Raw genomic sequence first — 15,615 nt, 5'->3', positions numbered from 1 at the left:
ATCTTTGTCCCCTAACTTTCGGCGAGTCCCCCCAGACTTTTTGAGAAGCTTCGCATTGTGAGCGTAGCTTCCTGTTGTAAATGCATCCAAATATATCTGGACAAGTCGCTTGGAGTGGGTTTCCAAATCGTTAGGAACGAGGGGGCGTATTGTGAAGCTGTTTGCGGACATGTTCTAACTTAGAATGAAAGTTATTGGCATTCATGGATCCTATTATAAATAAAATTACATTTTTCATACCAAGAAATTAATTTATCTTTGGTCAACTTACGAATACTCAATACACTTACAATCTTTCTATTAACTAATCTTCTCATGGTACTTTCATAAGAGGATAAAGACGCAGTTATAGGGGGTTCTGAATTGCCGTGTCTTGACACCACCAACCCCTTTGTTGAACAACTAATCCAACAAGCGATCGCAAATTCTCTCGTTGAAAAAGATTCAACTCCGAACCCCGAACTCCTAACACCCAACTCAGGTAGTAGAATTTCTTGAAGAAGAATTATTTTGAGACTGATTAAAAGCTTGGCGATCGGGGAATAAAGTACACAATAGTTGATTAATATAAACTTGACCCACCACAGGGGCATTTTTCTTGTCAGTGGAGGAATTAGGTGTTGTAGGAATTTCTGGAATTTCTGTGACTTCTTCGATTTCTGGTGGGGTATCGGCCCATAAATCTTCTACTTCTTCCACAATTTCGGTTTTTTTGTTTTCTATTTGCTTAGATTGACTATCTTTTTGATGATTATTGGCAATTAAATGATTACTTTCTGAAAAACCGTTATTATTAGCTTTTATTTGTTGGGGAGACTCGGTTTCTTGTTCTGAGAACTGACGGGAAGTATCACCGATCAAAGCTCCTGCTTCAACAGTGCTTCCCGACTCCACAGAAGCATTAATGACGGTAGTACAAGAACCCAGACAAACATTTTGACCAATTCTACCTTGACCAACAACTAAAACCCCTGCCCCTAACATGGCACCAGATTCGATTTCAATGTCTCCTTTATAAGCATTGATAAGGGTTCCCATACCGATACAGGCCCCTGAATGTATAATAATGCGACAATTAGGCGCAGCTTGTAAAATAGTTCCGGGCGCAATAACCGCACCCTCATGAATAATGACCTCACCAACAATCGAAACATCTGAACCAGTTGGTGGTTGAATAAGGGGTAAAGGCATCACTTTATATCTCGTAGTGAGAAGGGGTAAGTTCCCTCACCCCTTCTGCAAGTTATTATGGACGTTGGATGATGGTTTCTAGAACACGTCGCTTAGCTTGAGGATCGATACCGATCAAGCGGATATATTCTCCTTGATGTTCCGCTAGACAACCCTCTAGGGCTGCAATAACATCGGCTTCACGGATGCTATCGATGGGGGAACAACTTTGCCAAGACTTGGTGCGGAAACGACGCTTATTGGCGTGTTCTGTGCCTATTTTGTACCCTTGGGATAATAAAGAACGGACTTGAGCTGCGGTTTCGGAAGTTAAGCTACTGAGAGCCACGCGACCATTACCATTGCCATTGCTGGAATAACTACGACTTGCACTGGGTGCAGCCACGGTAGCGGTTTTAGCTCCATTATTAATAGCTTGACCTGGCCGTTGAATAATGGTTTCTACCACCCGACGTTTAGCCTGAGTATCGATACCAATCAAACGAACGTACTCCCCACTATGATCGGTGAGACAGGCTTCTAAAGCAGCAATAACATCGTTTTCACGAGTGCTATCGATGGGGGAGCAACTTTGCCAGGATTTGGTACGAAAACGACGTTTATCAGCGTGTTCTGTACCTATTTTGTAGCCTTGGGATAATAATGACCGAACCTGGGCAATGGCCTCAGGGCTTAAACCGTCACTGATCACTGTCCCTCTGTTAGCGGCTCTAGGGGAGGCAACTGCACCGTTAGCCTGAACACTACCAGCTTCTCCTGGACGTTGGATAATGCTTTGAGATACCCGACGTTTGGCGTTAGGATCAACCCCAATTAAGCGCACATATTCCCCTTGGTGTTCGCTTAAAACCGTTTGTAGTTGGTTAATAACCTCAGATTCTCGCTTACTTTCGATGGATGGGCCAGTTAACCAAGATTTGGTTTTGAAGCGACGAGAATTTGCATATTCTGTGCTAACTGTCAAGCCACTATTGAGTAAAGAGCGAACCTGGGAAGCGATATCACCACCGACTTTTCCATTGCCGTTGCTGGCAGCTGGAACATGGCCGTTACTGGAGTTATTTTTAGTGGTAGTCAGGCGAGTGGGTTCTCCGGGGGTATCTTCTGGCCGTTGGATAATCACTTCCAGAATACGGCGTTTAGCTACCGTATCGACCCCCAAGAGGCGAACATACTCCCCTTGATGCTGTTGTAGGAAGGATTCTAAGTTACCTAAAACCCCATCAGCCCTACCTTCAAATGTTCCGCCGGTTAACCAAGATTTGGTTTTAAAACGACGCTTATTGGCGTATTCTGCTCCAATAGAATAGCCTTGGGATAACAGAGAGCGCACTTGTGCTACTATGTCTGAACTTAAACTCATACTTGTCACCGAATTTCTATAATCAGTCTGATTAATGTCTTTTATAGACTGCCCTTGTTGTTGGCGAATAGGGGTAATACAAGACTTCTGTTCGGCACATTGATACCCAACTCGCAAGGCTTCGTTTACCTCTACCACATGATGGGCAAAGTGCCGATCGCTCTCTATTACTTCAGGAAGGCGATCGGCTTGTTGTTGGTTAGTAATTACAGCACCAGAGGGAACGTATTTTCCTGGGGGAATCTCTACGTCTTGAATTAAGGCGTGCATCATCACGATACAGCCTTCACCCACTCTGGCATTAAATACGGTTGAGCGAAATCCAATGAAGCATCCGTCCCCAATATAGGCCGGACCGTGGATCAAAGCCATGTGAGTGATACACACCTCTTTGCCGATCCAAACGGAATAGTCTTGGCCATCATCTCCCTCAACCCGCCCTTGTTCTAGGCCGTGAATGACGACACCATCTTGGATATTGGTACCTTTCCCAATATAAAAAGGGGCTCCTTCATCAGCCCGAATGGATGTTCCAGGGGCAATTAGAACGTTAGCCTCAATTTCAACATCACCAATTAGGTTAGAAAAAGAATGTACAAATGCACTGTCGTCGATTTTGGGTTCTGCGAGGTTTTTTGACCAAGGTGTCGGGGGGGCGGCCCTTTTGCGGACTACCATGACAATATTTGTCCTCCTCTCTATAATTCAGTATCAGTTATTAGCAGACGCTTATGAAGGGTTTAACCCCGTTCTTCGTCTTTTTTGCTATACAGTCGATTATTTTCCACCGTAACCGTATCGATAATTCCCACTACCAATGCATCGAGAGGACGGTGTTCCATCCCATCGTCGATGCGAGCAGCACTGCCTCTGGATACTAAGACCCACTCGTTAATTCCTGCACCCACTAGATCACCAGCTACCTCGTACTTAGGCAGGGGTTGCCCCTGCGCGTCCATAAACTGAAGTAATAAGAACTTTGTTCCGGTTAAACTGCGGGTTTTGTAGGTACTGACAACAGTACCTCGAACTTTGGCAATTTGCATTATGTTGGGAAACGATTAATTATACGCGTCGTAGGGGGGGGTTTACACTTTCACGAAACTGCTCTACTGCTTCGGTGTAGCGAATAGGTAGGACATATTCTAGGTTTTCGTGAGGTCTAGCGATGATGTGGGTGGATAATACTTGTCCCCCGTTAACTCTTCCTGCGTTGTCGATACCTGCAGCCACGGAAGCTTGTACTTCAGAAACGTCACCCCGAACAATCACGGTAACACGACCGCTCCCGATTTTTTCGTAACCCACCAAGGTCACACGGGCTGCTTTTACCATTGCGTCTGCTGCTTCTACTACGGCGGGAAAACCGAGGGTTTCTACCATTCCAACTGCAATCGACATGAGTTTTTTCTCCTATAGTTGATCATTGATTGTTTAATTAACCGTTATCGTTTAACAAAACGGCTAATACGCTCGAAACTGCTCTACTTCCTCGGTGTAGCGAATGGGTAGAACGTATTCCAGGTTTTCGTGGGGACGAGCGATGATATGGGTAGATAGAACTTCTCCCCCATTGACTCGGTTAGCGGCATCGATACCTGCAGAGACTGACGCTTGCACTTCAGAAACATCTCCTCGCACAATAACCGTAACACGACCGCTACCAATTTTTTCGTAGCCTACCAAGGTAACACGGGCGGCTTTTACCATCGCATCCGCTGCTTCTACCACAGCAGGAAAGCCCTTTGTTTCGATCATTCCAACGGCAATTGGCATTTTTTACTATCCTCCCTTTAAGGCCAAAACTAAACTTTATTAATGAGAAGCTACTAAGAATTTTTCTTTGACCCTATTAATTTCCACTGGAAAAAAGTTGTTTCTAGAATAAACAACCCTCAAGCAAATAGATACATTTACCTATTGCTTTTGAGCATTTATCCCGACGTGAAACTCCATTCTTCTGGTGTTAAAGACCAGGGGAAAAATTTGTACGGGAGTAGCTAACTTATCAACCTTCTATATAAACAATAGAGAACCTTGGCCCCTTTGACAATATAAATCGCGATGATATTTTCTAATCTAATGGTTAATGAAAGTTAATGGTTAACAGTTAGGACGATAGAACTGAGGTTAGTAGTAATATGGCGACAAAGTTTGGTGCTAGAATATGAGGCATAGCTAGGGGTGTCTGTAGAGTCAGGCTGAGAAAGACCCTTAGAACCTGAGACTGGGTAATACCAGCGTAGGGAAGCTGTTTATAGAGGTATCAAAGTATGAGAACACAATGGGTTGCCAAGCGACGGGGGCAAGGTAATGTCTCTCAGATGCATTACGCACGTCAGGGAGTAATTACCGAGGAAATGGATTATGTGGCGCAACGAGAAAGTTTGCCCCCCGAATTGATCCGTGAAGAAGTAGCTAGGGGACGGATGATTATCCCTGCGAACATCAACCACACCAACCTAGAACCAATGTGTATTGGTATCGCTTCTAAGTGTAAGGTTAACGCTAATATTGGAGCTTCTCCTAATTCATCGGATCTCGATGAGGAAGTAGGAAAGCTAAATCTAGCGGTTAAGTACGGTGCGGATACGGTGATGGATTTATCCACCGGCGGAGGAAACTTAGACACTATTCGCAGTGCCATTATTAAAGCTTCTCCTGTTCCTATTGGGACTGTTCCCATCTACCAGGCGTTAGAGAGCGTTCACGGTAACATGGATAAGCTCTGTGCTGATGATTTTCTACACATTATCGAGAAACACGCCCAACAAGGGGTAGATTACATGACCATTCATGCAGGTATTTTGATCGAACATCTGCCTTTGGTGAAAAGTCGTTTAACCGGTATTGTTTCCCGTGGTGGGGGTATTATTGCTCGTTGGATGCTACACCATCATAAACAAAACCCTCTTTATACCCATTTTGATGAAATTATCGAAATCTTCAAGAAATACGATGTTTCTTTTAGTTTGGGGGACTCTCTACGGCCAGGATGTACTCACGATGCGTCCGATGAGGCTCAGTTGGCGGAGTTAAAAACTTTGGGACAACTCACCCGTCGTGCTTGGGAACACGATTTACAGGTGATGGTAGAAGGTCCTGGTCATGTGCCAATGGATCAAATTGAGTTTAACGTCAAAAAGCAGATGGAAGAGTGTTCTGAGGCACCTTTCTATGTTTTGGGTCCTTTGGTGACGGATATTGCTCCGGGTTATGATCATATTACTTCGGCTATCGGTGCAGCTATGGCCGGTTGGTACGGGACAGCTATGTTGTGTTATGTGACACCGAAAGAACATTTAGGTTTGCCGGATGCAGAGGATGTTAGAAATGGCTTGATTGCCTATAAAATAGCAGCTCACGCCGCCGATATTGCCCGTCATCGTCCGGGGGCCCGAGACAGGGATGATCAACTGTCTGAAGCTCGTTATAACTTCGATTGGAATCGTCAGTTTGAGCTATCTTTAGACCCCGAAAGGGCCAAGGAATATCACGACGAAACCCTACCAGCAGATATTTTCAAAAAGGCTGAATTTTGTTCTATGTGCGGTCCAAAGTTCTGTCCTATGCAAACTAAAGTGGATGCTGATGCTTTAACGGAGTTAGAAAAATTCTTGGCTCAAAAAGATAGGGAAAAAGTTCCTATGTAGTAGCAAAATGCTGGCAACCTCATAGTCGCATTTCTTCAGGTGGGTTAGACAGTTAGTTACCTGAGTTCGGAGTTAAGTTTTTTTAGGAAACAAATCGAACTCAGGTATAACAAGGGCCTAATTGTCTATATAACCCACCTTGTTTTTGGAAACAGATTGAAGAATATCATCATAACCAGAATAAAGAATTCGATAGTCATAATTTTTGCTAAATTGTCTTGCATTTTCCTCTATTTCTTGACGCTTCTTTTCGTCCTGTAATAGATTGGAGATCAAAGTGACGTATTCATCCAAGCGATCGCAGATAATTCCTTCTTTTCCAGTCTCCACAGGATAGCCTCTAAAAGCGATGCTGGTTCCTAAAAGGACTTTCCCATAGGCCATGGCTTCAATGGTCTTTAAAGAGCTTCCTGTGCCTGATTGAATGGGTGATAGGATTAATGTTGCGTGATGGTATAACCAAGCTAGGTGTTGATCGCTTACTTTTCCAAGGGCGATAAAATTATTGTTTTCTTCGGGTTCCCAACAACTACCTACAACAATAAACTGACAGGAAAAATCGGGATGTTGAGTTGCAAATTCTGTGGCTAATTGTTGGATTATTTTCACAGCTTCTAGGTTAGGTTGATGACGACTACCGACGAATAAAAAGAAGGGTTTTTCTATACTATTAAATGATGAATCTTCTCTTGCTTGTTTATTATTACAGTCATCCAAATTAACGGGGTTAGGTATCAGTGTAGAAGTTAATTTATATTCTTCCAAAAAAGCTTGATCGTCTTGGGAAACGCAAATCAGATGATCCGCTTGTTTCAATGCTTTAATTTCTTCGTTTAAAGCAATCTTTCTTATTAATGTATTTTCTTTAATTTGTTGAACTAAGATATCGTGTGCTGTGACAATTAACTGAGTCTTAGATTGATGGCAAATATCCCCGACTATTGCTCCCCAAAAAGGATATTCTAATATAACCGAATCTGCCCAGTTTGTTAATTGTTTTACCCAATTAATGAATCCCGAATCAAAGCGATATTGATAATATATCCAAGGTAACCAATGATCGGATGTTTGAGCAGTTTCTGAACTATTGTTATTGAAGTTTAAAACATCGTGCCAAGATTGATAAGCATCTTTATAAATATCATTAACTAAACAGTAATTTTCGTGAGATTGTTGATAATAAGTATAACGTACACCATCTTCTCGAAAGTCTTTAGCATCTCCTGTAGTAAATAACCAAACTTGATAAGATTGAGATTTTAAATAATCGATCAATAACCCAACTCGTTTACTTGCACCACTTTTTCGCTCTAATATATCTCCCCAAGGATAAAAAATAACTACTTTTTTACCAGTTACTTTTAAAGATAATGCTCGATCATTTAGCAATGATTTAAAAACTAGATCCATAGTCGTGAAATAGTTGGTTTTATCTAAATTTTCCTCAGCAGAAATAAGGAACATTTCAGGATGATTGACGGTTTCTCTGATTTTTTCGAGTTCGTATTGATGATTAATAATTAAGGCATCGCATTTATCTAATAATTGACATTCCTGTTGATATTCTTGTTCGTCAATATCTCGATGATTATTTAAGGCGTATTGATAAGATAAAATTTGGTTGACTTCACATATAACTGACGATTCTGCTACGTTAAATTTATCAATAATGCTATAACTAAGAATAGAATTGAAAAGGATAATGTCGAATTGACTGGTTTGTAACAATTGACTTAAATCTGATGGGATACTTAAGTTATATCTCTCGATTAAATCTCTCTCTAAACTATTGTTTTCCCTTAAAACTTCTTTTACATATTTTTTGGCACTAAAGTTATGTGGAATAACATCGGGGGAAGCATAGTCGATGATCCATCTTTGTTTTAATTCAATAGAAATTTCTTGAAAAATTTTATCAATTACTGGATAAAGACGATGATAGAATAATTCGTAATTATCAAATTTTCTTTCTTGTTTATTGGTAAAGAATAGTCCGTAAATCTCGTATCCACACAGTCCTAAATATTCGAGATAGTTAAGAAATGAAGGAACAATTTTTTCTCTATCTAATAAGAAGTCACTTTCTATACATAAAAGAATTTTAGGAACCGATGGAAATGTTTTGCCAGATGTTATTTGATTATCAATATTAATTTCTGCTTGTTTAGATTCTGTATTGTCTAACTCAAGAATTTCCTGATCTGATATTAAAGTTTTAACTAAATTGTCAGGAGAATTTTTTTCTAACCACCCTTGAGAAAAACTTTTTGCTGAATCTAAAAGTTGAGGCAATTTTTCGACAACTTCAATTACTTTTTGGGGTATTTCATTGGTATTTTTATAAAGACTTGCTCTGGATGAATCGACTTGTTTTCCTAACCAACTATTTTGAGGTACAATTACGGGTTTTCCTGCTGCTAAAGCTTCCGTTAATACTCCTGAAGTACGAAAGCGATAACTACGAGTATCGTAGGGCAAAATTAGAGCATCAGCTTCCGCCAAAAGTTGATAGTAATCATCAGCAGACATAGCTTTTTTAATTAATTTAACTTTACTTTTTGGATACCTTTCTAAAGCTAAACGTGCTTGATAAATTAAACCTTCTCCTCCTTCAATATTAAAATTAGATTGAATAGTTAATTTAATTTTTCCTGGTTGGATATAATCTGTCCATAAAGAGTCAATTATATTGGGTAAAAGATGATATCCTTTTTCTGGTCTTGCATCCCCTAAATAAATAAAATGAATAGATTTATTTATCTCTAATTTTTCTGTTGATGGTTGCAGTTTTTCTTGTCTAAAAGGAATCGGGACTTTTTCTAAATTAATCTCGCTTAAACTATTGTAGCGTTGAATCAAATCATCTGTATCGGTATAAAATTGTATTTTATTTGGCCATAATTTAGATTGATAACATTGCTCAAAAATTGCTTTCAATCCTATTCCTGGAGCATAAATTACTAAAGGATCATCGATATCACGGCGTAACAGAATATGAAATCGAGGGGTTTTAGATAGATCTTGAGAAGCTAAATAATTATATACTTCTTCAACTTGATAAATACCGATTGTATGAATAAAAATTTCATCATCTGAGGTTAGGTTCAGATTTTTTATAACTTGAGATAAAGTTTCTTTAAAACTTTTCCTTTTTGGTGTTAGTAGCTTGAGCAATACTTGATTTATTTTCTTAAACAATATGCCTAATATATATCTGAACAAACCCCAAATTATTTTAAATATTCCCCAAATTGTATTAGAAAAAGGAATCGATCGCAGTAAATTAATATCTTCTATAATCCAGTTAAATAACCTTGAGAGACTTCCTTGAACTTTTTCTAATAAAAGTCTTAACTTTGGTTGAGTTAATTCCCAATATTTTAAATAAAATTTCACTTTATTGTTGCCTATTTCCCACAACTTTTCTAGAAGATTATTTTCTAGCAGATTTAAAATATCTAACATCTTAGTATTATTGTTGAAAGTAACTGGATTATCGAACCAATCAACTTCAAAAGCAGAAATAACTTTAATGTGATGAGGATATAATGATTTTGGAAAGGTTTTGTTAGCAATAATTATGGGTTCATACCCTTGTCTAGAGGCAGCTTCTGCAACGGACAGACTACATTCATAATGATGTCCTTGAAGATTACATAGGGAGTGATCTACGATAAGAAACTTTTTCATAATTTTTCCCATTTGCTTAAAAAACTTTACTAGAATATCACAAAAATAAGATAAGATCATCAAGAAAACGAATCTTTATAATTACACTCTGGAATTGTATTTTAAATGTCGATAAAAGATTGACAAAACAATTTATTTTTGGTATTGAGTAGTAAAATATTTTAAAGCGAGTTCTTTCTAAGTGTATTGATGAAAAATTCCAACAGTTCAATCGGTAAAATAACATCTTTCTACTTCTTACATATTCCAAAAACGGGGGGTACTAGCTTACAATACTGGTTAACTGATTTATTCCTTGACTTATTTCCAGCAAGTCAAAATATGCCCTATGTAATTATAGAAGAATTGGATAATATTTCACCAGAGGAAATTAACCAATATAAGTTATTTATGGGTCACTTTGGATTGAAATTGTACGATTATTTATTAGAAATGCCAACTACAATTACTTGGCTTAGAGATCCTGTCCTTAGAGAAATTTCCGATTATTTTTATAAAAAAGAGTCCTACGAATATCTGGTGTCTATTTCTGAGGATCACAATTCTGAGTGGATAAAATACTACGAATTTGTTAATCAATGTTCCTTATCCGAACTTTGTCAGTCTGGTGCTTTTATTGGTTATTCTGATAACTTACAAGTAAGACATCTATCAGGAATTTTTCCCCAACAAGGATATGTCGAATGTACTCAAACAATGCTCGAAGAAGCAAAAAATAACCTCAAAAACTTATTCTATTTTGGAATTTGTGAATGGATGGCTTCTTCTATCGATTTATTAAACTATTATCTAGATTATCCTTCTCGTCCTTTAGCTATTAATAGCAATCAAGGTAAAGTTAGTGCAAAAAAAAGACTAAAACAATTTACTGAAGAAGATATTAAAATCATTTCTCATGTTAATCGTTATGATGTTGAACTCTACAATTTTGCTAAACAAGAATTTAGTCGAAGGTTTCAGGAAATGTATCAGCAATATGATAACTATATTTCTTTAAAGGATATTCCTGAAATCCTTAACAATTATAAAAATTCTCCAATTCAAACATCTACTCATCAAATTCTCTATAAAAACTTCCAGCTTAAAAATTATGACATCGAACAAAAAGACCAAATCAACTTTACTTTTAACGATCAAGCTTTTTTAAGTAACTGGTATGAACGAGAATTTAGTAGTGATAAAGTTTTTCGCTGGGCAGGATTAGATACAACATCTACTATTTTCTTTCCCCTTAAACCGAATAAAAACTATCAAATCCAATTCAATATTATTAATTATATTTCTCTTGACATTATTGACTCTTTAAAATTACAGGTGAATCAATCTGACATCTTATTAACAAAAGTAGTTATTCCAGCAACAGAAAGTACCCAAAATATGGATACCTTCCTTGTTCATGGTCAAATTCCAGCACAATTGATTAGTAAAAATCAACCCTTTACAGAAATAAAACTTATTGTTGATAAAACAGTAGCCAAAGAAGTTACAACCTCTAACAACTTAGTCGAAGTACGAAACTTCAGCTTTGCCATAGATACAATTATTATTCAAGTTAAGGAGTCTCAAACACCTATTATTTCCTCAAAAGAAACTTAACTCCGCCCACCGAACTAACAGCACTCTGCGACTTATTAAAGTACATTTCACACCTGCCTCCTGCCTTAGCTTCTTGTACCACACTAAGTCGAAAACTGCTGTCAGGTTACTCTGTCTTACGAGCGGCAGGAGGCGCAGGAGGGGCAACATTAGTCGCCTGAGAGCTAGAAGGAGTCTCCACTGCTTGGGGCGTTGTAGTGTTAGAAGGAGCAGAAGAAGGAGATGTAGAACGTCTAACTGTCCGTCGTCTGGAAGGAGCAGAAGTTTGAGCAGTGGTAGAACGACGACGAGCATAGCGACGAGGACGGTTCCCACGGGCTTCTGGTTGCTCGGTTTCAGGGGGAGCAACCCTCTGATAATAGGCTTTTTTGGGTTTCAGAGGTTCTGCTTTAATACTACCTTTACGTCCATCTAAACGGGGTAAGTCTGGGAAAGACTCAATATCCATGTTGTCCGTTGCTTCTTTCATAAACTCTCCCCAAACCCTAGCCGCAGTGGTACTTGCTCCGCGAGTCGGCTTATTATTATCATTCCCCAACCAAACTCCGGCTGTTAACTGGGGAATATAGCCCACAAACCATAAATCTCTTGCTTTATCGGAGGTGCCGGTTTTTCCGGCTACAGGTCTTCTACCCAGTCTGGCCGGGGTTCCTGTACCCGATGTTACCACTCCTCGCAACATCCAGGTGGTAATATTGGTGGTGTTAGGATCGATCGCTTGTAAAGTTTCTGGTTGAGCTTGATACAACACTTCACCGTGACGGTTTACAATACGACTGATGCCGTGGGCTTCTTGATAAACCCCTTCGTTAGCTAAGGTAGCGTAAGCGTTGGTTAGTTCTAATAAGTTCACTTCCCACGCTCCCAAAGCTAGAGAATAGGTGGGTTTTAGTTCTGATTCGATGCCCATACGCTGAGCAATATTGATGATGGGGTTCCAACCAACCTTCACTAACGTCTGTACCGCCACTACATTCAAAGAAGAGGCGATGGCCTGACGAATAGAAACCTGTCCCCCACTGTATTTATCCCCGTAGTTTTCCGGGCGATAACCATCCACAACATAAGGTGCATCGGTAAAGGTGCGATAGGGGGAAAACCCGGCTGCGATCGCAGTGGCGTAAACAAAGGCTTTAAAAGTAGACCCGGGTTGACGTTGCGCCTGAGTAACACGGTTATACTGATTATTCTCGTAGTCGTTCCCTCCCACCATAACTTTAATTTGTCCGTTACGGGGATCAATAGCGGTTAAGGAAGCCTGTTTATACCCTTGCCAACGGCCGTATCTAATGGCGTTATCGATGGCATCTTCTGCCGCCCCTTGCCACTGAGTATTGAGGGTGGTTTCTACGGTGATACCTCCTGTTTTTAACACCTCTGCTGAGACGTATTTAGGCAGTTGTTGCTGGATATAATCGGTAAAATAAGGGGCTTTCCGGGCGAAACGTTTGGGTTGACTGGGGTTAACTGTTAAAGAAGATGCGATCGCTGTTGCTAACTGAGACTGGCTAATTAGTTCTTCTTCAGCCATTCTCTCTAGGACTAAGTTTCTTTGTTTTACCGCAGCCTCTTTGTTTTCTAGGGGAGAGTATAAACTAGGTGCCGGAACAATACCTGCTAATGTAGCTGCTTCTGGGATGGTTAACTCTTCAATGGGTTTACTAAAATAAACCCAAGCTGCATCAGCTACACCGTAAGCCCCCGAACCTAGATAAACTAGGTTAAGATATCGCTCTAATATTTCTTCCTTGGTGAAATTATTTTCAATTTTCTGTGCGAGGCGCATTTCCCTAAATTTTCGGGTAAAACTACGCTCTTGATTTAAAAAGACAATTCTGGCTAACTGTTGGGTGATGGTGCTACCACCTTCTACTACTTCCCCTGCTTGGACGTTAGAAACAGCCGCCCGAATAATCCCTTGAATGTCCACACCTCCATGATTTTTGAAGCGACTATCTTCGCTTGCAATAAAAGCCTGTTTAACTGTATCGGGAATTTGCCATATTTTTACTTTTTCGTGGGTAACTGGCCCAATTTGCTGTAAAACCTCCCCATCTGCCCCCTCAATAGTCAAGGTTTCTGGACGCTCATACACCAGCACATCTTCTACTGATTCTGTGATACTGGCTTCTATTTGATAGATCCCATAACCTAATGCGATCGCAGAGGTCCCTGCTCCTAAGCTTACGCCAAAAATAAGCCAAAACTTAGGACGATGACGTACAGTAGGTATTTTTTGTAGTGCAGGGGTAAATTTTCCCCCAAAAACAGGTTTATTTTCTTGTTTGTTTCTTTCTTTACGTCTATTTCTTCTTGATTTTTTCGGCTTTTCTGAAATATTTGTCTGTTGAACCGAGGGATCACTGTCTAATTTATCGGCCATTGACAGCAGTAAACCTCTCAGTTTCTGTTTAAACTTAGCTCTAAATTGATTCAACACCCTAACTCCTCACCCAGTATTTAGAACAACTGCTTGTTTTTTCTAAGGATACCATAACATTATCTTGTAATTGAGAATGTTGAGATGATTTCCTTGATAGTCTATTTTACTTGTTCGGGTTTTATTATCTTTTTTCCAGATTAATTTTTTAAACAGTTTTCCTAAAAGTTAAGTAACAAAAATCATTTATGCTGTTTCTAAAACTCATGAGAAACGCCTAATATTGAAAGGCTGACTCTGTTACTACTAAAACCAGAAAACTCTGCAATTCAAAAGTACAGCGACGGCAATAATAACAGTTTCTATTCAATTTCAAATTAATAACATTCACCTTCAATGTTGTAGATAGGGGATTCTGACAAAATTAGGATAAAATGTAGAATAGTTGATCAAACTTCGGTAATTGATTAACAACTGTCCCTATTTTATCTAGGGAATGCACTTGCCCACCGAATCACCCTGAACTATGGATATTAAAGACGACTTTGTTGGTACTGTTGGCAATACACCCCTCATTCGACTCAAAAGCTTTAGTGAAGAAACAGGCTGTAATATTTTAGGAAAGGCGGAATTTCTTAACCCAGGTGGTTCCGTAAAAGATCGGGCTGCTCTATACATTATCAAGGATGCAGAAGAAAAAGGACTACTAAAACCGGGGGGAACTGTTGTCGAAGGAACCGCCGGCAACACAGGGATAGGATTAGCCCATATTTGTAACGCAAAAGGCTATAAATGTCTGATTATTATTCCAGAAACCCAATCTCAAGAGAAAATTGACCTTTTAAGAACTTTAGGGGCGGAAGTTCGCACAGTTCCGGCGGTTCCTTACAAAAATCCCAATAATTACGTTAAGGTATCAGGTAGATTAGCAGAAGAATTAGACAATGCTATTTGGGCAAATCAATTCGATAATTTAGCCAACAGACAGGCACATTACGAAACTACAGGTCCTGAAATTTGGCAACAAACCGATGGTAAGGTGGATGCTTGGGTGGCAGCCACAGGAACCGGTGGTACCTATGCTGGTGGGGCTTTATTTTTCAAAGAAAAGAACCCCGATATTAAATGTATTGTAGCAGATCCAATGGGCAGTGGTTTGTATAGTTACGTCAAAACAGGAGAAATTAAACCCGAAGGTAACTCCATCACCGAAGGCATTGGTAACAGTCGCATCACAGCTAATATGGAGGGGGTTCCCATCGATGATGCTATCCAAATCGATGATCATGAAGCTTTAAGGGTTGTCTATCAGTTATTGTCCCAGGATGGCTTATTCATGGGAGGTTCAGTGGGTATCAATGTTGGTGCAGCAGTAGCATTGGCCAAAGAAATGGGACCAGGCCATACCATTGTGACAATTTTGTGTGATAGTGGGGCGAGATATCAGTCTCGTATTTACAATCCAGAATGGTTATCCTCTAAGGGATTATCGCTAAAATAAAATGATGGTTTATAGTATCATTGACACTCCCACGGGTAGGACCGCGTGGGATTCTTCTATCACAGGCTCTTATCTAGCCAATTAGAAATTGACCCCGATAGAACGCCTCCAGAAGCTTCTTGATGCAGTCGCTCATGGGGGGAACCCCCAAGACCGCGCTGCATCGCTGTTTCATTCACGGGCTGCCCGACCGCATTTCGACTACGCTCAATGCAAGCTACTAATCCTCGATTTCTTATTA

Annotated in this window: 10 protein-coding genes, 1 pseudogene and 1 riboswitch; of the genes and pseudogenes, 3 read left to right on the top strand and 8 right to left on the bottom strand. The window is 39.8% G+C overall.

Annotation, left to right across the window (positions count from 1 at the left end; genetic code table 11):
- Positions 1 to 477: 477 nt before the first annotated feature.
- From P9B04_RS02160 to P9B04_RS02140, 5 genes are all read right to left on the bottom strand, one after another.
- A complete protein-coding gene (locus tag P9B04_RS02160) occupies positions 478 to 1,191 on the bottom strand; it encodes a transferase (protein ID WP_342053355.1) in 714 nt (237 codons plus the stop codon).
- Between the two features lie 55 nt (positions 1,192 to 1,246).
- The gene (locus P9B04_RS02155; RefSeq protein WP_342053354.1) at positions 1,247 to 3,232 is read right to left on the bottom strand and encodes a ribulose bisphosphate carboxylase small subunit; all 1,986 of its coding nucleotides are present in this window, start codon (positions 3,230 to 3,232) and stop codon (positions 1,247 to 1,249) included.
- A gap of 62 nt (positions 3,233 to 3,294) precedes the next feature.
- Positions 3,295 to 3,600: a EutN/CcmL family microcompartment protein gene (locus tag P9B04_RS02150; RefSeq protein WP_342053353.1), complete on the bottom strand. Its 306-nt coding sequence runs from the start codon at positions 3,598 to 3,600 to the stop codon at positions 3,295 to 3,297.
- 19 nt (positions 3,601 to 3,619) lie between these two features.
- Positions 3,620 to 3,955, bottom strand: coding sequence for a carbon dioxide-concentrating mechanism protein CcmK (locus P9B04_RS02145; protein WP_085434860.1), 336 nt, complete (start codon positions 3,953 to 3,955; stop codon positions 3,620 to 3,622).
- Positions 3,956 to 4,018: 63 nt separating this feature from the next.
- Entirely contained in the window at positions 4,019 to 4,330 is a 312-nt protein-coding gene (locus tag P9B04_RS02140; protein ID WP_008275343.1) for a carbon dioxide-concentrating mechanism protein CcmK, read from the bottom strand.
- Positions 4,331 to 4,724: 394 nt separating this feature from the next.
- A riboswitch (TPP riboswitch) is annotated at positions 4,725 to 4,820 on the top strand.
- Positions 4,821 to 4,827: 7 nt separating this feature from the next.
- Here P9B04_RS02140 and thiC point away from each other — a divergent pair.
- On the top strand, positions 4,828 to 6,207 hold the full coding sequence (thiC, locus tag P9B04_RS02135; protein ID WP_342053352.1) for a phosphomethylpyrimidine synthase: 1,380 nt from the start codon (positions 4,828 to 4,830) through the stop codon (positions 6,205 to 6,207).
- A 117-nt stretch (positions 6,208 to 6,324) separates the two neighbouring features.
- On the opposite strand, the gene P9B04_RS02130 is transcribed toward thiC, so the two are convergent.
- Entirely contained in the window at positions 6,325 to 9,897 is a 3,573-nt protein-coding gene (locus P9B04_RS02130) for a glycosyltransferase (protein ID WP_342053351.1), read from the bottom strand.
- A 189-nt stretch (positions 9,898 to 10,086) separates the two neighbouring features.
- Between P9B04_RS02130 and P9B04_RS02125 the strand changes: the two genes are divergently transcribed.
- Positions 10,087 to 11,493: a sulfotransferase family 2 domain-containing protein gene (locus tag P9B04_RS02125; RefSeq protein ID WP_342053350.1), complete on the top strand. Its 1,407-nt coding sequence runs from the start codon at positions 10,087 to 10,089 to the stop codon at positions 11,491 to 11,493.
- Between the two features lie 106 nt (positions 11,494 to 11,599).
- On the opposite strand, the gene P9B04_RS02120 is transcribed toward P9B04_RS02125, so the two are convergent.
- The gene (locus P9B04_RS02120) at positions 11,600 to 13,876 is read right to left on the bottom strand and encodes a transglycosylase domain-containing protein (RefSeq protein ID WP_342053356.1); all 2,277 of its coding nucleotides are present in this window, start codon (positions 13,874 to 13,876) and stop codon (positions 11,600 to 11,602) included.
- 523 nt (positions 13,877 to 14,399) lie between these two features.
- Here P9B04_RS02120 and P9B04_RS02115 point away from each other — a divergent pair.
- On the top strand, positions 14,400 to 15,374 hold the full coding sequence (locus tag P9B04_RS02115) for a cysteine synthase A (RefSeq protein ID WP_342053349.1): 975 nt from the start codon (positions 14,400 to 14,402) through the stop codon (positions 15,372 to 15,374).
- Between the two features lie 59 nt (positions 15,375 to 15,433).
- Here the strand turns inward: P9B04_RS02115 and P9B04_RS02110 are convergent.
- Positions 15,434 to 15,615: pseudogene (locus tag P9B04_RS02110) on the bottom strand (hypothetical protein); the annotation flags it as partial.

The organism is Crocosphaera sp. Alani8 (assembly GCF_038442745.1).
GTDB lineage: Bacteria > Cyanobacteriota > Cyanobacteriia > Cyanobacteriales > Microcystaceae > Crocosphaera.
This window is presented reverse-complemented; position numbering and strand designations above follow the sequence as displayed.